At 73.1% G+C, this 21,003-nt stretch carries 19 protein-coding genes; 15 read left to right on the forward strand and 4 right to left on the reverse strand.

The genetic code is table 11. From position 1 onward, the window contains the following. Nucleotides 1-9: 9 nt before the first annotated feature. The 15 genes from AB0G11_RS16470 to rpe all read left to right on the forward strand — a co-directional run bounded on the left by AB0G11_RS16470 (nucleotide 10) and on the right by rpe (nucleotide 16,074). Complete coding sequence (locus AB0G11_RS16470; RefSeq protein ID WP_219507234.1) at nucleotides 10-987, forward strand: dihydroorotate dehydrogenase; 978 nt, start codon at nucleotides 10-12, stop codon at nucleotides 985-987. Beyond that, the gene (gene pyrF, locus AB0G11_RS16475) at nucleotides 984-1,682 is read left to right on the forward strand and encodes an orotidine-5'-phosphate decarboxylase (RefSeq protein ID WP_219507235.1); all 699 of its coding nucleotides are present in this window, start codon (nucleotides 984-986) and stop codon (nucleotides 1,680-1,682) included. The genes AB0G11_RS16470 and pyrF overlap by 4 nt, the downstream gene beginning before the upstream one ends. Before the next feature lie 401 nt (nucleotides 1,683-2,083). After that, complete coding sequence (mihF, locus tag AB0G11_RS16480) at nucleotides 2,084-2,407, forward strand: integration host factor, actinobacterial type (protein WP_020541698.1); 324 nt, start codon at nucleotides 2,084-2,086, stop codon at nucleotides 2,405-2,407. Between the two features lie 139 nt (nucleotides 2,408-2,546). Then, nucleotides 2,547-3,119, forward strand: coding sequence for a guanylate kinase (gmk, locus tag AB0G11_RS16485; RefSeq protein ID WP_246645243.1), 573 nt, complete (start codon nucleotides 2,547-2,549; stop codon nucleotides 3,117-3,119). 5 nt (nucleotides 3,120-3,124) lie between these two features. Further along, on the forward strand, nucleotides 3,125-3,394 hold the full coding sequence (rpoZ, locus tag AB0G11_RS16490; RefSeq protein WP_219507237.1) for a DNA-directed RNA polymerase subunit omega: 270 nt from the start codon (nucleotides 3,125-3,127) through the stop codon (nucleotides 3,392-3,394). 7 nt (nucleotides 3,395-3,401) lie between these two features. Continuing rightward, complete coding sequence (gene coaBC, locus AB0G11_RS16495; protein ID WP_357586569.1) at nucleotides 3,402-4,586, forward strand: bifunctional phosphopantothenoylcysteine decarboxylase/phosphopantothenate--cysteine ligase CoaBC; 1,185 nt, start codon at nucleotides 3,402-3,404, stop codon at nucleotides 4,584-4,586. Nucleotides 4,587-4,681: 95 nt separating this feature from the next. Continuing rightward, a complete protein-coding gene (locus AB0G11_RS16500; RefSeq protein WP_219507239.1) occupies nucleotides 4,682-5,050 on the forward strand; it encodes a hypothetical protein in 369 nt (122 codons plus the stop codon). Nucleotides 5,051-5,208: 158 nt separating this feature from the next. Then, nucleotides 5,209-6,396 carry a methionine adenosyltransferase gene (gene metK, locus AB0G11_RS16505; protein ID WP_219507240.1) on the forward strand — a complete coding sequence of 396 codons (1,188 nt, stop codon included), beginning with the start codon at nucleotides 5,209-5,211 and terminating at the stop codon, nucleotides 6,394-6,396. 249 nt (nucleotides 6,397-6,645) lie between these two features. Next, complete coding sequence (locus AB0G11_RS16510; protein WP_357586571.1) at nucleotides 6,646-9,405, forward strand: primosomal protein N'; 2,760 nt, start codon at nucleotides 6,646-6,648, stop codon at nucleotides 9,403-9,405. Between the two features lie 50 nt (nucleotides 9,406-9,455). Then, on the forward strand, nucleotides 9,456-10,949 hold the full coding sequence (locus AB0G11_RS16515; RefSeq protein WP_357586573.1) for a hypothetical protein: 1,494 nt from the start codon (nucleotides 9,456-9,458) through the stop codon (nucleotides 10,947-10,949). Nucleotides 10,950-10,986: 37 nt separating this feature from the next. Beyond that, nucleotides 10,987-12,324 carry a hypothetical protein gene (locus AB0G11_RS16520; RefSeq protein WP_219507243.1) on the forward strand — a complete coding sequence of 446 codons (1,338 nt, stop codon included), beginning with the start codon at nucleotides 10,987-10,989 and terminating at the stop codon, nucleotides 12,322-12,324. Between the two features lie 26 nt (nucleotides 12,325-12,350). Then, nucleotides 12,351-12,899, forward strand: a complete 549-nt coding sequence (gene def, locus AB0G11_RS16525) for a peptide deformylase (RefSeq protein ID WP_219507245.1) — start codon at nucleotides 12,351-12,353, stop codon at nucleotides 12,897-12,899. Nucleotides 12,900-12,901: 2 nt separating this feature from the next. Continuing rightward, nucleotides 12,902-13,834 carry a methionyl-tRNA formyltransferase gene (gene fmt, locus AB0G11_RS16530; protein ID WP_357586575.1) on the forward strand — a complete coding sequence of 311 codons (933 nt, stop codon included), beginning with the start codon at nucleotides 12,902-12,904 and terminating at the stop codon, nucleotides 13,832-13,834. Between the two features lie 49 nt (nucleotides 13,835-13,883). Continuing rightward, complete coding sequence (locus tag AB0G11_RS16535) at nucleotides 13,884-15,347, forward strand: transcription antitermination factor NusB (RefSeq protein ID WP_357586577.1); 1,464 nt, start codon at nucleotides 13,884-13,886, stop codon at nucleotides 15,345-15,347. Nucleotides 15,348-15,411: 64 nt separating this feature from the next. Further along, nucleotides 15,412-16,074: a ribulose-phosphate 3-epimerase gene (rpe, locus tag AB0G11_RS16540; RefSeq protein ID WP_357586579.1), complete on the forward strand. Its 663-nt coding sequence runs from the start codon at nucleotides 15,412-15,414 to the stop codon at nucleotides 16,072-16,074. A 63-nt stretch (nucleotides 16,075-16,137) separates the two neighbouring features. Here rpe and AB0G11_RS16545 read toward each other — a convergent pair whose 3' ends face one another. From AB0G11_RS16545 to AB0G11_RS16560, 4 genes are read right to left on the reverse strand one after another with little or no spacing between them, the layout of a single operon-like run. Further along, nucleotides 16,138-17,172: an oligopeptide/dipeptide ABC transporter ATP-binding protein gene (locus tag AB0G11_RS16545; protein ID WP_219507250.1), complete on the reverse strand. Its 1,035-nt coding sequence runs from the start codon at nucleotides 17,170-17,172 to the stop codon at nucleotides 16,138-16,140. Continuing rightward, nucleotides 17,169-18,182, reverse strand: coding sequence for an ABC transporter ATP-binding protein (locus AB0G11_RS16550; protein WP_219507251.1), 1,014 nt, complete (start codon nucleotides 18,180-18,182; stop codon nucleotides 17,169-17,171). The genes AB0G11_RS16545 and AB0G11_RS16550 overlap by 4 nt, the downstream gene beginning before the upstream one ends. Continuing rightward, the gene (locus tag AB0G11_RS16555; protein WP_219507252.1) at nucleotides 18,182-19,162 is read right to left on the reverse strand and encodes an ABC transporter permease; all 981 of its coding nucleotides are present in this window, start codon (nucleotides 19,160-19,162) and stop codon (nucleotides 18,182-18,184) included. The genes AB0G11_RS16550 and AB0G11_RS16555 overlap by 1 nt, the downstream gene beginning before the upstream one ends. A gap of 57 nt (nucleotides 19,163-19,219) precedes the next feature. Then, nucleotides 19,220-21,001, reverse strand: coding sequence for an ABC transporter substrate-binding protein (locus tag AB0G11_RS16560; protein WP_219507253.1), 1,782 nt, complete (start codon nucleotides 20,999-21,001; stop codon nucleotides 19,220-19,222). Between the last annotated feature and the right edge of the window lie 2 nt (nucleotides 21,002-21,003).

The raw sequence follows: 21,003 nt of genomic DNA on the forward strand, positions 1-21,003 counted from the left end.
GGTAACGATATGTCGGTTGATATGCGTACGTTCCTGGCGCATGTGGAGCTGGCGAACCCCGTCACCACGGCCGCCGGCTGCGCCGCCTCCGGGCGCGAGCTGGCCCAGTTCTTCGACCTGCACCGGCTGGGCGCGCTCACCACGCGCTCGATCACGATGGCGCCGCGCGCCGGCCGCCCCACGCCCCGGATGGCCGAGACGCCCTCCGGCATGCTCAACGCCGTCGGCCTCCAGGGCCCCGGCATCGACGCCTTCCTCGAACGCGAGCTGCCCTGGCTGGCCCAGCGCGGCATCAAGACCATCGTCTCCATCGGCGGCGGCACCGTGGCGGAGTATTCGGAGCTGGCCCGCAGGCTGGCCGACGCGCCCGGCGTCACCGCCCTGGAGGTCAACCTGTCGTGCCCCAACATGGAGGACCGGGGCCGCGTCTTCGCCCGCGAGGGCAGCGCCGCCGCCGAGGTGATCGCCTCCGTCCGGTCCATCATGCGCTACGACGTGCCCGTGGTGGCCAAGCTGGCCCCCGACGTGGCCGACATCGTCGCCGTCGCCCGCGCCAGCGTCGACGCCGGGGCCGACGCCCTGTCCATGATCAACAACCCGCTGGGCATGGCCATCGACACCGAGACGCTGCGGCCCTCGCTGGCCGCCGTCACCGGCGGGCTGTCCGGCCCCGCCGTCCTGCCCCTGGCCGTGCGCTGCGTGTGGCAGGTGCACGCCGCCCTGCCCGGCGTCCCCATCGTGGGCGTCGGGGGCGTCATGACGGGCCAGGACGCCTTCCAGCTCATCCTGGCGGGCGCCTGCGCCGTGGGCGTCGGCACCGCCCTGTTCCACGACCCGTACGCGTGCCTGCGCATCGAGCGCGAGCTCGAGGACCTGCTCCGGGCGCGCGGCTTCCAGCGGCTGGCCGACGCCGTCGGCCTGGCCCACCGTCCGCCGGGCAGCGCGCCCCGGCACCTGCTCGTCGACTCCGAGGAGAGCACGCCTTGACTCCCGCTCCCATAGCCGTCGCCCTCGACGCCCCCGACCTGGAGACCGCCGCCAGGTGGGCCGGGCTGGTGACCCCGCACGTCAGCACCGTCAAGGTGGGCCTGGAGCTCTATATGCGCTACGGGCCCGACGTGATCGCCTCCGTGCGCGGGGCCAGCGGGGTGCGGGTCTTCCTCGACCTCAAGCTCCACGACATCCCCAACACCGTCTCGGGCGCCGCCAGAGCCGTCTCCCGGCTGCGGCCCGCCATCCTCACCGTGCACGCCGCCGGCGGGCCCGCCATGATCAGGGCCGCCGTGGAGGCCGCCCCCCACACGCAGATCGCCGCCGTCACCGTGCTGACCTCCCTGTCGGAGGACGACCTGGCCCGCATCGGGCTGGCCGGGCCCGCCGACGACGCCGTCCGCCGCCTGGCCGCGCTCTCCGTCGAGGCCGGCGCCACCGCACTGGTCTGCTCCCCCCACGAGGTCGCCGCCGTACGCGCCGAGGTGGGGGAGGGCGTCACGCTCATCACCCCCGGCGTCCGGCCCGCGGGCTCGGCCACCCAGGACCAGGTCCGGGTGGCGACCCCGGAGCAGGCGCTCGCCGACGGCGCCGACCTCCTGGTCATCGGCCGCCCCATCACCGGCTCCCCGGACCCGGGCGCGGCGGCCGCCGCCATCGCCGCCTCCCTGCGCCGCTCCGGCCCTTCCTGACAGCCGCGGACGCTCCGGGGGCCGGGCGCGTGTCAGTGCCCGGCTCCGGACCCTCGGCGGGACGGCTCGCCAGGCGTCGCCGTGACGCCCGTGCGAGGGCACGCCGGAGGAAGATCCCGAAAGGTCCCCCACGGGTTTCGGACACAGGTCAACCCGGCTTTCGGACACAGTGCGCCCGCCCTGTCGTGATCATCGTAGCGCCCCCGGGCAGCACCGCGCGCACGGCCGAGAAGCGGGAAGTGAGGGCGATTTGATCAGCAGAAAGTGATTTTACCATCACCCAAAGTGATGAAGTCGACTTTGTGGCGAGAGAAACCGCTCTTGACGTTGCTTAGGGGGCGATGACCAGCTAGTTTCCCTTCCCGTCCGAGTACATCGACAGAAATTCGAGGTGACCCGGCGTGGCTCTTCCTCCCCTGACCCCTGAGCAGCGCGCCGCAGCCCTGGAGAAGGCTGCCAAGGCCCGTAAAGAGCGTGCCGAGGTCAAGAACCGGCTCAAGCATGGCGCGGTTTCTCTGGCTGAGGTGCTCAAGGATGGGCAGACCGACGACGTCATCGGCAAGATGAAGGTGTCGGCACTGTTGGAATCGCTCCCCGGCGTGGGCAAGGTCCGCGCCAAGCAGCTCATGGAGCGGCTCGCCATCGCCGAGTCCCGCCGCGTGCGGGGTCTCGGCGCGAACCAGAGGGCCTCCCTCGAGCGCGAGTTCGGTGGCAACGAGAGCTAATCTCGGTTCCACACGAAAACGCTGGTTCAACGGGGGGTAGGAAGTGACCGACAGGTCCTGGTCCGGCAGTGTAAGGGCCCACGAGGCAGTCGGAGCGGGCGCAAGAGTCGGCGGCTTCCTCCCCTCGCGCGAAAGGCGGCTGACGGTCCTGTCAGGGCCGTCAGGCGTCGGCAAGTCCACGGTCGTCGCCGAGCTCCGGCGGGCACACCCCGAGGTGTGGCTGTCGGTCTCGGTGACCACCAGAAGCCCCCGGCCCGGCGAGGTGCACGGGGTGCACTACTTCTTCGTCGACGGCGAGGAGTTCGACCGGCTCGTCGCGGCCGGTGAGCTGCTGGAGTGGGCGGAGTTCGCGGGCAACCGCTACGGCACGCCGCGCCAGGCCGTGCTCGAAAGGCTGGCGGCGGGCGTGCCCACGCTGCTGGAGATCGACCTGGAGGGCGCCCGGCAGGTGCGGCGCAGCATGCCGGAGTCGCTGCTGGTCTTCCTGGCCCCGCCCACCTGGGAGGAGCTGGAGAAGCGGCTGCGCGGCCGGGGCACCGAGCCCGAGGACGTCATCGCCAGGCGGCTGGCGGCCGGCCGGGTCGAGATGGCGGCCGAGGAGGAGTTCGACCTCACGCTGGTGAACACGGATGTCAAAGACGTGTGCCACCGGCTGATAGCCTTGATGACCGACCCTCAGGGGGTCATCACAACCACCAAGCGAGAGGTCTGACAATCGTGGCAGGAGTCGCCCCGGTCGCCGAGGGCATCACCAACCCTCCGATCGACGCGCTGCTCGACATCGTCGACAGCAAATACTCTCTGGTGATCATGGGCGCCAAGCGGGCCCGCCAGATCAACGCCTACTACTCCCAGCTCGGCGAGGGCCTGCTGGAGTACGTCGGCCCGCTCGTCGAGACGCACGCCCAGGAGAAGCCGCTGTCCATCGCGCTGCGCGAGGTCTCCGAGGGCCTGCTCAACGCCGAGCCCATCGAAGGCGCGGCCTGACCGCTCGATGAAGGTCGTCCTGGGCGTCGCCGGCGGCATCGCCGCGTACAAGGCGTGCGAGCTGCTGCGCCTGTTCACCGAGTCGGGGCACGAGGTCCGGGTGGTCCCCACCCGTGACGCCCTGCGGTTCGTGGGCGAGCCCACCTGGGCCGCCCTGTCGGGCAACCCGGTGACGACCGACGTGTGGGAGAGCGTCCACGAGGTGCCCCACGTGCGCATCGGCCAGGCGGCCGACCTCGTCGTGGTCGCCCCCGCCACGGCCGACCTGCTCGCCAAGGCCGCCCACGGGCTGGCCGGCGACCTGCTCACCAACACGCTGCTGACCGCGCGCTGCCCGGTGGTGTTCGCGCCCGCGATGCACACCGAGATGTGGCAGCACCCGGCCACCCGCGCCAACGTCGCCACCCTGCGCGAGCGGGGCGCGATCGTGATCGACCCGGCCGTCGGCCGGCTCACCGGGGCCGACACCGGGCCCGGCCGCCTGCCCGACCCCGCCGAGATCTTCCAGGTGTGCCTGCGCGTGCTGCGCGGCGCGCCGCGCGACCTGGCCGGGCGCAAGGTCGTCGTCTCCGCCGGCGGCACCCGCGAGGCCCTCGACCCGGTCCGCTTCATCGGCAACCGCTCCTCCGGCCTCCAGGGCTACGCGCTGGCCCGCACCGCCGCCGCCCGGGGCGCCGAGGTGACCGTGGTGGCCGCCAACGTCGCGCTGCCCGACCCGGCCGGAGCCGCCGTGGTGCGGGTGGAGACCACCGCCGAGCTGCGGGAGGCCGTCATGGCCGCCGCCGCCTCCGCCGACGTGGTCGTCATGGCCGCCGCCGTCGCCGACTTCCGGCCCGCCGACCGGCAGGACGTGAAGATCAAGAAGACCGACGGCGAGCCCGACCCGATCCGGCTGGTGAAGAACCCCGACATCCTGGCCGAGCTGGGCCGCGAGCGCGGCGCGTACCCGAAGGTGATCGTCGGCTTCGCGGCCGAGACCCACGACGTGCTCGCCAACGGGCAGGCCAAGCTCGCCCGCAAGGGCTGTGACCTGCTGGTCGTCAACCAGGTCGGCGAGCACCTGGCCTTCGGCACCCCCGACAACGCCGCGACCGTGCTCGTCGCCGGCGGCGACCCCATTGAGGTGCCCCGGGGGCCCAAGGAGGACGTGGCCGACGCCGTCTGGGACGCCGTCGCCGCCCGCCTGTCCTGAATCCCGTACGGGCAGCTAACCGCTCGGATGGATTACCTGATCACCTGTTGCGGGATCTCCCTATAGCTACGGATACTGGGCCAAAGGGGGACGGGATGCCAATAAGTGCTGCTGTCAGGGACCGATGCAGGACGGTTCTCGGCCATCGTGGCGCGATCCGCTACGTCTTCCCGGCGCTGTCCGTCGGGCCGCCGGGGGCCGCCAACTTCCTCGTCGTCGTCACCGACCTGGCCGTCTCGGTGCTCGCCACCCGGATGCTCAGGAGCGACCGCCCGGTCTCGGTGCACGCCACGTTCCCGCGCAACACGCGGCTCGGGCCCATCCGTCACGGCCCGTCGCCGGTCATCGAGCTCGGCGACATGCTCTTCGAGTTCGACGACGAGTACGCGGCCGTGGTCGCCGCCGCCGACGCCGAGGTGTTCGCGCCGGAGACGCTGCCGCTCGACCCCCTGCCCCATCTCTGAACGTGCCCCGATCGGCCCCGCCCTCCTTCCAGAGTGCCGGATCGCGGGGCGGGTTTCGCTACCTGGCGCCAGGTAGGGCTAGACTTCGGCGAGGCTCAGGTGTGCCCAGCACCCCGAGTCCCCAGCCGTCAGCAGCCGCTGCATGAGGAGCCACTGAGTTGTCACGTCGCCTGTTCACCTCCGAGTCGGTCACCGAGGGCCACCCGGACAAGATCGCCGACCAGATCAGTGACGCGATTCTCGACACCATGCTCAAGGACGACCCGCGGAGCCGGGTCGCCGTCGAGACGATGATCACTACCGGCCAGGTTCACGTCGCAGGCGAGGTCACGACCGAGACCTACGTCGACATCCCCGGCGTCATCCGGGAGAAGATCCTGGAGATCGGCTACGACGCCTCCCACAAGGGCTTCGACGGCGCCTCGTGCGGCGTGTCGGTGTCCATCGGCGCGCAGTCGCCCGACATCGCCCAGGGCGTCGACGACGCCTACGAGCACCGCGTCGGCGGCGACGCCGACGAGCTCGACCGCCAGGGCGCCGGCGACCAGGGCCTCATGTTCGGCTACGCCTGCCGCGAGACCCCCGAGCTGATGCCGCTGCCCATCACGCTCGCCCACCGCCTCGCCCAGCGCCTGTCCGAGGTCCGCAAGTCCGGCACCGTGCCCTACCTGCGCCCCGACGGCAAGACCCAGGTCACCATCGAGTACGACGGCGACCGCCCGGTCCGCCTCGACACCGTGGTCGTCTCCACGCAGCACGCCGCCGAGATCGACCTCAAGGAGATGCTGACCCCCGACATCAAGGAGCACGTGGTCGACCCCGTGCTCGCCGGCCTCGAGATCGAGACCGAGGGCTACCGCCTGCTCGTCAACCCGACCGGGCGCTTCGAGATCGGCGGCCCCATGGGCGACGCCGGCCTCACCGGCCGCAAGATCATCATCGACACCTACGGCGGCATGGCCCGCCACGGCGGCGGCGCCTTCTCGGGCAAGGACCCGTCCAAGGTCGACCGCTCGGCCGCCTACGCCATGCGCTGGGTCGCCAAGAACGTCGTCGCGGCCGGCCTCGCCGACCGCTGCGAGGTCCAGGTCGCCTACGCCATCGGCAAGGCCCAGCCGGTCGGCCTGTTCGTCGAGTGCTTCGGCACCGAGAAGCTGCCGGTCGAGAAGATCCAGGCCGCCGTGCTCGAGGTCTTCGACCTCCGCCCGGCCGCGATCATCCGCGACCTCGACCTGCTGCGTCCTATTTACTCCGAGACCGCCGCCTACGGGCACTTCGGCCGCGAGGGCTTCTCCTGGGAGTCCACCGACCGCGCCGAGGCGCTCCGCACCGCCGCGGGCCTCTGACCTGACGCCGCCGATGCCGCGCCCCCAGGAGGGGGTGCGGCATCTTCGCGTGTCCCGGGGCGGCGTCGCCGCGCTTTCAGGACCGGGCGCCTCTCAAGGCCCGGGCGGCGTCCGTACGTGGCTGCTCGGGTGCTCGTGGACGGGGTGTCCTCCGGTGGCGGACCCCCTTCCGCGGCGTTCCCCGCGGCCGGTGGCGGGAGCGTCCGCGGGCGGGCGTGGGGCGGGGCCCGAGTCTGGTAGACGTAGTGGGTGACGACCTCCGACGACGCCCTCCTGCCGCTCGACGCCGTGCGGCCCGCGGCGTCGGCGAAGGGCGCCGTCGTGCCCGCCCCGGAGCTGCCGGTGGCCAAAGTGGCCGTGGACAACCCGCTGCCCCACCTCGACCGGCCGTTCGACTACCTGGTGCCCGCCTCGATGCACGAGAGCGCCCAGCCGGGGGTGCGGGTGCGGGTGCGGTTCGCCGGCAAGCTCGTCGACGGGTTCCTGCTGGAACGGGCCGACGAGAGCGAGCACGCCGGGCGGCTGACGCCCCTCGAACGCGTCGTCTCGCCCGAGCGGGTGCTCACCCCCGAGGTGGCCGGGCTCGCCAGGGTCGTGGCCGACCGCTACGCGGGCACCCTGGCCGACGTGCTGCGCCTGGCCGTCCCGCCCCGCCACGCCAGGACGGAGACGGCCACCCGGGCCGCCGCGCCCTCTGCGGAGCCCCCCAAGGCCCCCTCCGGCCCGGCGGAGCGCTCCACGCCCCCTGACCTCCCCTCCGTCCCGGCGGACCGCGTACGGCAGCCACCGACCGCGACAGCGGCCCTGCCGACGGAGACCCCGACCTCCGAGCCTCCGCGCCCCGAGGCGGCGACCCCCGAGACGCCGACCCCCGAGGCCCCGGCGTTCCCGGCCCCGGCGTTCGAGAGCGCCACGCCCGAGGATCCGCAGGGGGCGACCTCCGGGGCCGCTCAGCAGGGTGGTCCGCCTCTCTCGAATGCCTCGCGCCAGGTCGGCGGGCCCGGCCTCGGTGCGTCCCTTCAGGACGGCGGGTCCCCGGGCGGGACGGTTGCGGCTCGGGTTGGTGAGGGCGTGCCTCAGGGGGACGGCGCGGGGGGCGTCGGTGGGGTTCAGGACGGTGGCCTGGGGGAAGGCGCGGTCCGGGGTCCCGGTGGGGCGTGGGGGGCGTACCCGATGGGGGCGTCGTTCCTGGACGCGTTGCGGCACGGGAGGGCGCCCAGGGCGGTGTGGTCGGCGCTGCCCGGGGCGCGGGGGTGGGCGGGGCCCGTCGCGGAGGCGGTGCGGGCGACGCTGGACGGCGGCCGGGGCGCGCTCGTGGTCGTGCCCGACGGGAAGGACGTGGCGCTGCTCGACGCCGAGCTGGGCCGGATGCTGGGCGCCGGGCGGCATGTCGCGCTGACCGCCGACCTCGGCCCGGCCGAGCGCTACCGGCGGTGGCTGGCGGTGCTGCGCGGGCAGGTGCGGGCGGTCGTGGGGACGCGGGCGGCGATGTTCGCGCCCGTGGAGCGGCTGGGGCTGGTGGCGATCTGGGACGACGGCGACGACCTGCACGCCGAGCGGCTCGCGCCGTACCCGCACGCGCGGGAGGTGCTGGGGCTGAGGGCGCACCGGACCGGCGCGGCGATGCTGATCGGCGCCTACGCGCGCACCGCCGAGGCCACCCAGTTGCTCGCCTCCCGCTGGGCCAGGCCGATCGTGGCCGACCGCCAGACGATCAGGAGCCTCGCCCCGCACGTCCGCCCGGCGGGGGAGGACGCCGAGCTGGCCAAGGACCAGGCGGCGCGCGCGGCCCGGCTGCCCAGCGTGGCCTGGCGGGCGCTGCGCCAGGGGCTGGAGAGCGGGCCCGTCCTCGTGCAGGTGCCCAGGCGCGGCTACCTGCCGGCGCTGGCCTGCCGGCACTGCCGCGCCCCGGCCCGCTGTTCGCACCCGCCGACCCGCACGGGCTTCCCGGCCTCGGCGGGGCCGGCGGCTCACGCGGGCGCGGCGGCGTACGCGGGCGCCCCCGGAGGGTTCGTGTCGCAGGGCCAGGGGGTTCTGGGTGGGCCCGATGGGTCCGGGACAGCCGGCTCCCCGGCTCCCGACGCGGGCGCAGGGACCGCCGGCGTGGGGGAGGCGATGCGGCTCGCCGTACCCGGGGACGCGGCGTACGGGGGCGAGGCGCGTGCGGGCGCGGCGTACGAGGGTGAGGGGCGTGCGGGCGCGGCGTACGGGGGCGAGGGGCGTGCGGGCGCGGGGGACGGGCTGTGCCGTGGGCCGCTGGCGCTCAGGGGCGGGCACGCGGCCCCGTACTGCCGCTGGTGCGGACGGGTGGACGCGGCGTGGAAGTGCGAGCACTGCGGGAGCCCGAGGCTGCGGGCGGTGGTCGTGGGCGCGCGGCGGACGGCGGAGGAGCTGGGCCGGGCCTTCCCGTCGGTGCCGGTGCGCACGTCGGGGCGTGACGGGGTGCTGGCGAGCGTGCCGGGGAGCCGGGCGCTGGTCGTGGCGACGCCCGGGGCCGAGCCGGTGGCCGAGGGCGGCTACGCGGCGGTGGTGCTGCTCGACGGGTGGGCGCTGCTGGGCCGGGCGGACCTGCGGGCGGGGGAGGAGGCGGTGCGCCGGTGGATGAACGCCGCCGCGCTGGTGCGCCCGCGCGGTGAGCTGGTGGTGCTGGCCGACGCGGGGCTGCCGGCGGTGCAGGCGCTGCTGCGCTGGGACGCGGTCACGCACGCCGAGCGGGAGCTGGCCGAGCGGGTGGAGCTCGGGTTCCCGCCTGCGGTGCGGATGGCGACGCTCACGGGCACGGCGGCGGCGGTGCGGCAGATGGTGGCCGAGGCGCGCCTGCCCGCCGACGCGCAGGTGCTCGGGCCGGTGCCGATCGACGACTCGGGCCAGGAACGCGCCATGATCCGGGTGCCGCGCGGGAGCGGTGCGGCGCTGGCCGCGGCGCTCAAAGGGGCCAGTGGGGTGCGCGCGGCCAGAAAGACACCAGATGTCGTGAGGGTAAGTGTCGACCCGCTCGACCTGATTTAGGCTGTTTCCCCGATTCGCTCATCTGTAAGCCAGCCGTTAGCGTGCCCTCTGTGTCGATCGAATGGGTGAACCTGGCCATCGACGATCTGCGTGCTTGGGGGCGCGGGCGGGGCGTCGAGGTGGACGCGGACGAGATCCGCCTGCTCTGCGATTACGCCAGCGACTACCTGAACGTCAACGAGCTGGGCGACTTCGTCCCCGCCACGTTCGACGAGCTGTTGCTGTCCATCTACCCGCGCAAGGTGATCGCGCCTCCGGAGAGCGCGCCGGAGACGGTGGCCGCCGCCCGCACGCTGGTCGACTACCTGCAGGAGTCGGGCGCGGTCAGCGGTGAGACGGCTGCGCTGATGCGTGAGCGGCTGAGCGACATCGCCACCCGGATGCCGGGGGCGCTGGCCGACACCGCCAACTTCGGCATGGCCAAGAGCCTGTTCAGCTCGATCGGGCCCGAGTCGCTGGAGCAGTCGATCGCCATCCCGTCGGGCGAGGTGCCCGACCTGGGGGAGGCGCCCTGCGACTGCCCGGGCTGCACGCCCAGGCCGGCCGTCCGGCTGCCCTCGCCCGAGGCGCTGGAGGCGGAGCTGCGCGACGTCCCGCTGCTGGCCGCGCTCGACCGGGGCGAGGTGCCCTACCTGAGCGAGGTGGCCGAGGGGGAGCCGTTGCCGCGCTGGGCGGCGGTCGTCGCCCACCTCGTCGAGCGTGACACCGGCGGCCAGGTCACCGGCCACCCGCAGGTCGACGAGGAGCTCTACGACCTGCTCGACATGCTCTACCGGCTCCAGTCGCCCGCGCCCGCCGCCGTGGCCGGCGACTACCTGGCCGACCTGGCCGAGGACACCGCCGTCGACGTGCCCGCCGTGCTGGAGCGGCTGGCCTGGTGCGGCCTGCTGCGCCTGGAGGACGGCACGGTCGCGCTCACCCCGGCCGCCGTGTGGGCGCTGCGCGAGCACTACCTCGCGCTCGGGCTCGACGCGCCGCAGGCTCCCGACCTGGCCGAGGCCGACGCGCGCGGGCTCATCGAGGGGCTGCTCGACGGCGTGCCGACCGAGCTGGCCGAGGACGACATCAGCCGCTGGCTGGCCGCCCGCCCGGCCGGCGAGGCCGCGGCCCAGTTGCTCGCCGCCGCCTCCGGCGCGCCCGCCGTGGCGCGCGGGATCGCGGTCACGATCGTGGATCGGCTCGGCGCCGAGGCCGCCGGCGAGGTGCGGCCCTGGCTCGACGACCAGGAGCTGCGCCCGCACGCCATCCACTGGCTCACCGCGCGCGGCCTGCCGGCCCCGGCGCTCAGCCAGGAGGAGCTGCTGTGGGTCAGCGTCGACATGCTCGCGCTGGCGACCCCGGCGGCCGCCGACGACCCCGAGATGTTCGCCGAGAACATCGCCGCCTCCGGCCCGCCGGCCCACCTCATCGAGGAGATGTGGCGGGTCGACCACCCCGACGTCGTCGAGGTCCTGGAGCTGCTCGGACGCTCGCTGCCCGACGGCACGGCGGCCAAGGCGGCCCGCAAGGCGGCGTTCAAGGCGCGCTCCCGGGGCATCCGATGAGTACGCCTCTGTGACTCCTGTGCAGTAAGTTTCGTGGGTGGCAAACAACGTCTTCGACCTCGCCGAGCTGCGCAAGCTGATCGATGAGCAGGCCGCCGTGCCGCCACGGCCGCCGCAGGAGAAGACCCCCGCGCAGCACGAGGCGCTCACGTTCCCGCCTGTCACGCTGGCCGGCGACGCCGAGCTCGCGCGGGTGGTCCCGACGGTCCCGCTCGTCGCCGACGCCATCCGCCTCGCCACCTGGACGGGCGAGCGCCCGGTGTCGCCGGACGGGCTGCTGCCGGAGGCCGACCGGGCGGCGGCCGTCGCCGAGCTCGGCCTGGAGCCGTCGCGGCTGCGGCTGGTCTGGATCGTCGCCGTCAACACCGGCCTGCTGCGCATCGCGCGCGGCCGGGCGTCGCGCGGCCCGCTGCCGGCGCGGCTGACGGTGGAGGCGACGCTGGAGTTCTGGGACGGCGTCGTCATGGACGTGCTCGACCGCGCCGACGAGGGCCTGACCGGCTCCACCGTGGTCGACGGCCACCTCGCCGAGATGCTCGCCACGATCTACTCCGTACGGTCCGGCGTCGCGATCGCCAACCTGGCCCGGGGCATCCTGCAGTCGCACGAGGTGGCCTGCGCGCCCGGCGACGCGGAGATGCGCAGGCTCGCCGCGGCGCTCCCGGCCGAGCTGCTGGAGGCGCTGTCGCTGCTGTCCTACTGCGGCCTCGTCGAGCAGACGTCGGCCGGGCGCACCGCGCTCACCCCGCTGGGCGTCTGGGCGATCCGCCGCGACCTGCTGCGCGAGGGCCACGACGCGCCCACGGCCGCCGAGGTCGAGGTGTTCGCCGACCTGTCGGCCGCCGAGCTGGTCGAGGCCCTGGTCAAGGGCTCGGCCACGCAGAGCGCCGTCGCCGGGTGGCTGGAGCGCCGCCCGCCCGAGGAGGCCGCCCGCGAGCTCATCGCGATCGCCGCCGAGGGCGACGCCGGCCGGCGCGGCGCGGTGGGCGCCGTCCTGGAGGAGCTCGGGCCCGAGGCCGAGGCCCCGATGCGCGAGGCGCTCGCCCTGCCGCTCATGCGCCGCTACGCCGCCTCCTGGCTGCACATCCGCGACCTTCAGGCGCCGCCGCTCAGCCCCGAGGACCACACCTGGATCGCGGTCGACTCGCTGGCCGCGCTCATGCACATGTCGGGGCCCGTCGCCGGCCGGCTCGACACGCCGGAGCCGGGCGAGGACCTCGTCAAGCTCATCACCGCGATGCCGGCCGTCGGCCACCCCGACACCGTGGCCGTCCTCGACATGCTCGCCGGCGCGCACGACGACCAGGCGGTCGTCAAGGCGGCGCGCAAAGCGGCGATGAAGGCGCGCTCCCTCGCGCACACTAAAATGGACTGATCCACCTACGAAACGGAGTGACCCCCTTGGCGATCCAGGCGATCCGGCTGTTCGGAGACCCGGTGCTGCGCACCCCGGCTGCGCCGGTGACCGACTTCGACAAGGAGCTCCGCAAGCTGGTCAAGGACCTCACCGACACGATGATGGACGCGCCGGGCGCCGGCCTGGCCGCGCCGCAGATCGGCGTGGGCCTGCGCGTGTTCACCTATTACGTCGACGACCAGCTCGGCCACCTGATCAACCCCGACCTCGACCTGTCCGACGACCTGGACGAGGAGGGCGAGGAGGGCTGCCTGTCGTTCCCCGGCCTGTCGTTCCCCACGCCGCGCGCCATCCGCGCCGTCGCCCGGGGCTTCAACATGCACGGCGAGCCGGTCACGCTGGAGGGCACCGACCTGATGGCGCGCTGCTTCCAGCACGAGACCGACCACCTCGACGGCATCCTGTTCATCGACCGGATGGACGCCAAGCAGCGCAAGCTCGCGATGAAGGCCATCCGCGAGGCCGAGTGGAGCGGCCTGGCGGCGCCCACGGTCAAGTTCTCCCCGCACGCCACCGGCGGAAAGGCGCTGTGACGATGCGCCTGGTGTTCGCGGGCACGCCCGAGACTGCGCTGCCGTCGCTGCGCACCCTGATCGACTCGCCCCGCCACGAGGTGGCCGCCGTCGTCACCCGGCCCGACGCCCAGTCCGGCCGGGGCCGCAAGGTCCACCCGTCGCCCGTGGCCGAGCTGGCCGAGGAGGCGGGCATCGAGGTGCTGCGGCCCGCCAAGGCCGGCGACCCGGCGTTCCTGGAGCGGCTGCGGGAGCTGGAGCCCGACTGCTGCCCCGTGGTCGCCTACGGCGCGCTGCTGCCCCAGTCGGCGCTCGACGTGCCCCGCCACGGCTGGATCAACCTGCACTTCTCGATCCTGCCCGCGTGGCGCGGCGCCGCCCCCGTGCAGCACGCCGTCCTGCACGGCGACGAGATCACCGGCGCGACCACGTTCCGGATCGTCAAGGAGCTCGACGCCGGGCCCGTCTACGGCGTCGTCACCGAGGAGATCCGCGCCGGCGACACCAGCGGCGCGCTGCTGGAGCGGCTGTCGGTGTCCGGGGCCGGGCTGCTGGCCGCGACGCTCGACGGCGTCGAGGACGGCACCCTGGAGGCCCGCCCGCAGCCGCACGACGGGGTGACCCTCGCCCCCAAGATCAGCGTGACCGACGCCCGGGTCGACTGGGCCAAGCCCGCCCTGCACGCCGACCGGCTCATCCGCGGCTGCACCCCCAACCCGGGGGCGTGGAGCGAGTTCCGCGGGCAGCGGGTCAAGCTCGGCCCCGTCCGGCTCGCCGAGGCCGCCGAGCGGCTCGCGCCCGGCGAGATCCTCGTCGCGGGCAAGAACACGGTGCTGGTCGGCACCGCCACCGGCCCGGTCGAGCTGGGCGAGGTCCAGCCGCAGGGCAAGCGGCTGATGAGCGCGGGCGAGTGGGCCCGCGGCACCCGCCCGGAGAGCGGCGAGCGGTTTGAGTGAGCACGCCGGCCGGCCCGCGCGGCCGCGCCGCGAGGGAAAGCCGGAAAGCATGAAAGCACGGGGGAACCGGCCGCACGGCGACAGCCGCGGCGGCCAGCCGACCGGCCGCGGCGGCGGCCGTGGCGGGGGGCGGCGGCCGCCGCGCGACCAGGCGCGCAACGCCGCCTACGACGTGCTGCGCGCCGTCGACGAGCGCGACTCCTACGCCAACCTGCTGCTGCCCCGCATGCTGCGCGAGCGCGGCATCGGCGGGCGCGACGCGGCGCTGGCCACCGAGCTGGCCTACGGCACGCTGCGCGGCCTCGGCACGTACGACGCGATCATCGAGGTGTGCAGCGACCGCGCGCCCGACCCGGAGGTGCGTGACGCGCTGCGGCTCGGCGCGCACCAGCTGCTGAAGATGCGCGTCCCGCCGCACGCGGCCGTCGGCACCACCGTCGATCTCGTACGGCTGCGCGTCGGCCCGGGGGCGGCCAAGTTCGCCAACGCCGTCGCGCGCAAGATCGCGTCCAGGTCGCTGGAGGAGTGGGTGCCGATCGTGGCGCCCGACGCCGGCGACGACCCGGCCGGGCACCTGGCCGTGGCGCACAGCCATCCCCGGTGGATCGTCAGCGCGTTCCGCGACGCGCTCGGCCCCGCCGCGCACGAGACCGCCGACCTGCTCGACGCCGACAACGCGCGGCCGCTGGTGACGCTGGTGGCCAGGCCGGGCCGCAGCTCGGTCGAGGAGCTGCGGGAGTCGGGGGCCGAGCCGGGCCGCTACTCGCCTTACGCCGCCTACCTGTCCGAGGGCGACCCGGGCCGGATCGAGGCCGTCCACGACACGCGGGCGGCGGTCCAGGACGAGGCGAGCCAGCTCGTCGCGCTGGCCCTCACCCGGGTGCCGCTCGACGGCGGCGAGGAGCTGTGGCTCGACCTGTGCGCCGGGCCGGGCGGCAAGGCGGGTCTGCTCGACGCGATCGCCCGTCACGGCGACGTCGAAGGCACCGAGGCCGGCGGCGCGGTGATGCCGCACCCGGGCGGGGCCCGGCTGCTGGCCGGTGACGTGCAGTATCACCGGGCGCGGCTCGTCTGGGAGACGACCAGGGACGCCGCGGTGATCACCGCTGACGGCACCGAGCCCGCGTGGCGGCCCGGGGTGTTCGACCGGGTGATGCTCGACGCTCCCTGCACGGGGCTCGGCGCGCTGCGGCGCCGCCCGGAGGCGCGGTGGCGGCGCGACCCGGCGAGCATCGCGGAGCTGGGCAGGCTGCAGCGGCGGCTGCTGGGCACCGCGCTCGACGCGGTGCGTCCCGGCGGGGTCGTCGCGTACGTGACGTGCTCGCCGCACCTGGCGGAGACGCGGGTGGTCGTGGGCGACGTCGCAGGCGGCAGGGACGACGTGGAGACGCTCGACGCGCGTGCCTACCTGCCGGAGGTGGGCGGGCTCGGCGACGGGCCGTACGCGCAGTTCTGGCCGCACCGGCACGGCACCGACGCGATGTTCCTGGCGCTGCTGCGCCGGGCGGGGTGAGCCGCCCCGCCGGGCGCGGGGCGGGCGGTCCGGCCGGGCGGGGCGTGGCTAGACTCTGACCATCATGGCCGTACAGATCTCGCCCAGCATCCTGTCCGCCGACTTCGCCCGGCTCGCCGACGAGGCGGCCGCCGTGCCGAACGCCGACTGGCTGCACGTGGATGTCATGGACAACCACTTCGTGCCCAACCTGACCCTCGGGCTGCCCGTGGTCGAGTCGCTGCTCAAGGCGACCTCGCTGCCGCTCGACTGCCACCTCATGATCGAGGACCCCGATCGGTGGGCCCCCGGCTACGCCGAGGCGGGGGCGGGGAGCGTGACCATCCACGCGGAGGCGTCCTCGGCGCCGGTGCGGACGCTGCGGGAGATCCGCTCGCTCGGCGCCCGCGCGGGGCTGGCGCTCAACCCGGCCACGGCGGTGGAGCCGTACGAGGATCTCGTCGGCGAGGTCGACATGCTGCTGCTGATGACGGTGGAGCCGGGGTTCGGCGGGCAGAAGTTCCTCGACATGGTGCTGCCGAAGGTGCGGCGGGCGCGGTCGATCATCGAACGGCACGGCGGGCAGGTGTGGCTGCAGGTCGACGGCGGGGTGTCCGAGAGCACGATCGAGCGGTGCGCGGAGGCGGGCGCCGACGTGTTCGTGGCGGGCAACGCCGTCTACGGCTCCGCCGACCGGGTCGCGGCCGTCGACTCCCTGCGTTCGCTGGCGGCGGGCGCCGCCTCGTAGGGCCGCCAGACGCCGACGGCCGGGCGGCACGCAGTGTGCCGCCCGGCCGCCGATCAGCGGGTGTCAGGCCTGGAGGGCCGGGTCGAGGACGATGTCCTCGCCGCGGACGCCGGGCTCCTCGGGGAAGTGGCAGGCGGTCAGGTGGCCGTCGCGGTTGCCCGACAGCTGCACCAGCGGCGGCTCCTCCGTGGCGCACTTGTCCTGCGCCTTCCAGCAGCGGGTGCGGAAGCGGCAGCCCGTCGGCGGGTTGATGGGGGAGGGTACGTCGCCCGCCAGGCGGATGCGCTCGCGCGGCGGCGCCCCGAGGTCGGCCTCCGGCACGGCCGACAGCAGGGCGTGCGTGTAGGGGTGGCGGGGGCGCTCGTAGAGGGAGTCGCGGTCGGCGATCTCCACCACCTTGCCCAGGTACATCACGGCGACCCGCTGCGAGAAGTGCCGCACCACGGCCAGGTCGTGCGCGATGAACAGGAATGCGATGCCCAGGTCGCGCTGGAGCTGCTGCAGCAGGTTGATGACCTGCGCCTGGATCGAGACGTCCAGCGCGGAGACCGGCTCGTCGGCGATGATCAGCTTGGGGTTGAGCGCGAGCGCGCGGGCCACGCCGATGCGCTGGCGCTGGCCGCCGGAGAACTCGTGCGGGAAGCGGTTGTAGTGCTCGGGGTTGAGCCCGACGATCTCCAGCAGCTCCCGGGCCTTGGCCTCGCGGCCGCCCTCCGGGTTGATGTCGTTGATGTCCATCGGGCCGCGGATGATCGAGCCGACTGTGTGCCGCGGGTTCAGCGACGAGTAGGGGTCCTGGAAGATCATCTGGATCTCGGACCTGATCGGCTTGAGCTCGCGCCGGTTGGCGTGGCTGATGTCCCGGCCCCGGTAGCTGATGGTGCCGCCGGTCGGCTCCAGCAGCCGGGCGGCCAGCCGCCCGGTGGTGGACTTGCCGCAGCCGGACTCGCCCACCAGGCCGAGCGTCTCACCCTCGTGCACGGTCAGGTCGATGCCGTCCACCGCGTGGACCGCGCCGATCTGCCGCTTGATCAGCGAGCCGCCTCTGACGGGGAAGTGCTTCACCACGCCGGACAGCTCCAGCAGCTTCTCCGTCACGACGCCTCCTTACCGGGTAGTCTCCTGAGTTCGGCCTTCTGCTTGATCGGCAGATAGCAGGCGTCGCCGTGGCCGCGGTGCGGCGACAGCTCGGGCCGCTCACCCGTGCACACGCCCGGCCCGAGCAGCTTCGCATAGTCGCAGCGCGGGTGGAACGGGCAGCCGGGCGGGACGTTGATCAGGCTGGGCGGGGTGCCGCGCACGGGTTCGAGCGGCACGTCCACCGGGTGGGTCAGGCTGGGCATCGAGCCGAGCAGCCCCCACGTGTAGGGGTGGCGGGTCTCGCGCAGCACCTCCTGCTTGGTGCCCCGCTCGACGGCGCGGCCGGCGTACATGACGAGCACGTCGTGCGCGGTGCTGGCCACCACGCCGAGGTCGTGCGTGATCATGATGATCGCGGTGCCGGTCTGCTCCTGGAGGTCGCGCAGCAGGTCGAGGATCTGCGCCTGGACGGTCACGTCCAGCGCGGTGGTCGGCTCGTCGGCGATGAGCAGGCCGGGGTCGCACACCAGCGCCATGGCGATCATGGCTCGCTGGCGCATGCCGCCGGAGAACTGGTGGGGATACTCGTCGACGCGGATCTTGGGCTGCGGGATGCCGACCCGGTCGAGCATCTCGATGGCCCGGTCGCGCGCCACCGACTTGGAGACGCCCTTGTGCTTGCGGTAGACCTCGGCGATCTGCTGGCCGACCGTGTGGAACGGCGACAGCGAGGTCAGCGGGTCCTGGAAGATCATCGCCATCTTGTTGCCGCGGAGCTTCTCCAGCTCGCGCTGCGGCGCGCCGATCAGTTCGCGGCCGTCGAGCTTGATGCTGCCCGAGAGCTTGGCGGTGTCGGGGTTGTGCAGGCCGAGGATGGCCAGGTTCGTCACCGACTTGCCCGAGCCGGACTCGCCCACGATGCCGAGGGTGCTGCCCCGGTCGACCTCGAACGACAGCCCGTCGACGGCGTGCACGACGCCGTCCTCGGTGTGGAAGTCGACGGTGAGGTCGTTGACTTCGAGAAACATCAGCTCAGCCTCACGCGGGGGTCGATGACGGCGTACAGGGAGTCCACGATCACGTTCATCACCACGATCGCACCCGCCGCGAGCAGGACCGTGGCCATCAGCGTCGGCAGGTCGGAGTAGTCCACGGCGCGGACGGCGAGGCGGCCGATGCCCTGGAGGCCGAACGTGGTCTCGGTGATGATCGCGCCGCCGATGAGCGTGCCCAGGTCGACGCCGAAGATCGTGATCACGGGCGTCAGCGCGCCGCGCAGGGCGAAGCGCAGCACCACGCTGCGGCCCGACATGCCCTTGGCGCGGGCGGTGCGCACGTAGTCCTCGTTCAGGTTCTCCACCATCGTGGAGCGGGTGATCCTGGTGTAGTTCGCGGTGAAGATGAGCGCGAGCACCAGCCAGGGCAGCAGCAGGCCGCTGAACCAGCCGACGGGGTCCTCGGTGATCGGTATGTACTTCGGCTGCCGGAAGACCTGCATCTGGTAGACGAAGAAGTACATGGCCAGGGTGCCGACGAAGTAGATCTGCACCGAGGCGCCGATCAGCGACGAGACGCTGGCGATCTTGTCGAGAGGCTTGCCCTGACGCAGCGCGGCGACGATGCCGGTGGCCACGCCGAAGATCAGGAAGATCACCGCGGCGCCGATGGTCAGCGCGATCGTGACGGGCATCCGGTCGATGATCGTCTCGAACACCGGGGCGCGGTTGACGAACGAGAAGCCCAGGCAGGGAGCCGGGCAGTGACCGAGGCCCCCGTAGTCGCGGCCGACGAAGATGCCCGCGAGCCAGCTGACGAACTGGACCATGAGCGGCTTGTCGATGCCGAGGTTCTGCCGGGCCTGCTCAAGCGTCTCGGGCGGGCAGACCTTGCCGCAGGCCAGCCGGGCCGGGTCGGCGGGGATCGCGTAGAACAGGAAGAAGGTCACCGCTGAGATGATCAGCAGGATGACCAGCGCGCCCAGTACGCGGCGGGTGAGGAATCGAAGCACGGGATGATCTCCAAGAGGGTGCTCCGGGCACCCGGTCGGGCGCCCGGAGCGGTGTCGCTACGGCTTCACGAAGATGGTGTTCGGCGAGACGATCCACATCTGCGGGTCGATCTCGGCGCCGCCCACCTTGGAGCCGTGGAGCGTGGTGGCGATCCGGTTCTCGGCCACGACCAGCGGCGTGTACTTCTCCTGGATCTCCTTGTCGAGCGCCATCCACGCGGCGTTGGCCGCGTCGATGTCGGGGTTCTCGGAGATCTCCTTCATCTTCGCCGTGAGCTCCGGCGTGTTCAGGTGCGACATGTTCTGGCCGCCGTCGGAGACCGGGCCGAAGATGATCGGCATGACGGTCGAGCCGGACGGCCAGTCGGCGCCCCAGCCGCCCCAGTACAGGTCGAACTCGTTCTTGGTCTGGCTGATCGAGTCGTAGTACGTCTTGCGGTCCAGCGGCTTGGCCACGACCTTGATGCCGGCCTTCTCCAGGGCGTTCTTGATCACGACGGTGACCTGCTCCTGGACCGGGGTCTGGTTGTAGGCGTAGACGATCGTCGGGTTCGGGTTGTCCGACTCGGCGATGAGCTGCTTGGCCTTCTCGATGTCACCCTCGGGCTTGGTGGTCTTGCCGAACAGGTCGTACGGCTTGTACCCGACCGTGGTGTTCTCGTTCAGGATGGTCGTCGGCAGAGCCGCGGCCTGCGGGCCGCCGATGGTCTGCTGGATCTGCTTGGACGGCCAGGCGTAGTTGACGGCCTGACGCAGCTTCTGGTCCTTCACCCGGTCGAGGTTGAAGTAGTAGTAGTTGCCGTACGGCGAGGGGCTGACCATGCGGCGGTCGGCCAGGCTCGCGTCGTTCAGCACCTGCTGGAGCCGCTCCGGCGGGACGGCCGCGTAGAAGGTGAACGCCTGCTGGTCAGGACCGACGTCGGCGATGAACCGGTCGGTGATCTGCAGGGCCTCCTGGCCGAACTCGAGCTTCCACACGTCCGGGTACGCGCCGCGGATCGGGTCGGTGGCCGGGTCCCAGTGCGGGTTGCGGGCCAGCTCCATCGACTTGTCGACGACGTGCGACTTGATGATGTACGGGCCGGAGGAGAAGGGCTCCTTGTCGTACTTCTCCTTGGTGTCCTTGGCCTTGGGCACGATGGCGTAGCCGCCCATGGCGAAGGCGTAGTTGGCGTCGGCGTGCGGCGCCTTGAACTTGAAGACGATCGTCTTGTCGTCCGGCGTCTCGATGTTCTCGAGCTGCTTGCCGTCGTACGGGCCGGAGTAGGCCTTCTTGTAGTCGTCCTGGGTCAGCCACTGCTGGATGTAGCTGGGGCCGAAGGTGATGAAGTCGGCGAACGACCGCTCGATCGTCCACCGCACGTCGGCGGAGGTGATCGCGCTGCCGTCCTGCCACTTCACCCCGTCCTTGAGGGTGAAGGTCCACGTCTTGCCGCCGTCGGAGACCTGGCCGGCGTCGGTGGCGAGGTCGCCCACGAGCTTGTACTCGCCCTTGGCGGTCCGCTTGTAGCCGGTGAGGCCGCGGTGGATGAGCAGGCCGAAGTTGGTGGCCGTGTTGACGTAGCTCTGCGCGGGGTCGAGGTGGGCGAAGTCGTCACGGTCGATCATCGTGACGGTGCCGCCCTTGACGACGCCCTCGGGGGCGATGGCCGGGCCCTTGGAGTCCTCGGCGGTGCCGAGGGTGATCACCGCGGGCTTGTACGGCTCCTGCGCCGGGGCCGAGGAACCGGCGGTGGGCGCGCCCGCCGGGGCGCCCTGGTTCCCCGGCGCGCAGGCGCCGACCAGGGTCAGCGTCGCGGCGGCGAGCACCGCGAGAGCCGACCGTCTACGGTAGTTCATTT

Source organism: Nonomuraea sp. NPDC023979 (genome assembly GCF_040639085.1).
Lineage (GTDB): Bacteria > Actinomycetota > Actinomycetes > Streptosporangiales > Streptosporangiaceae > Nonomuraea > Nonomuraea ceibae.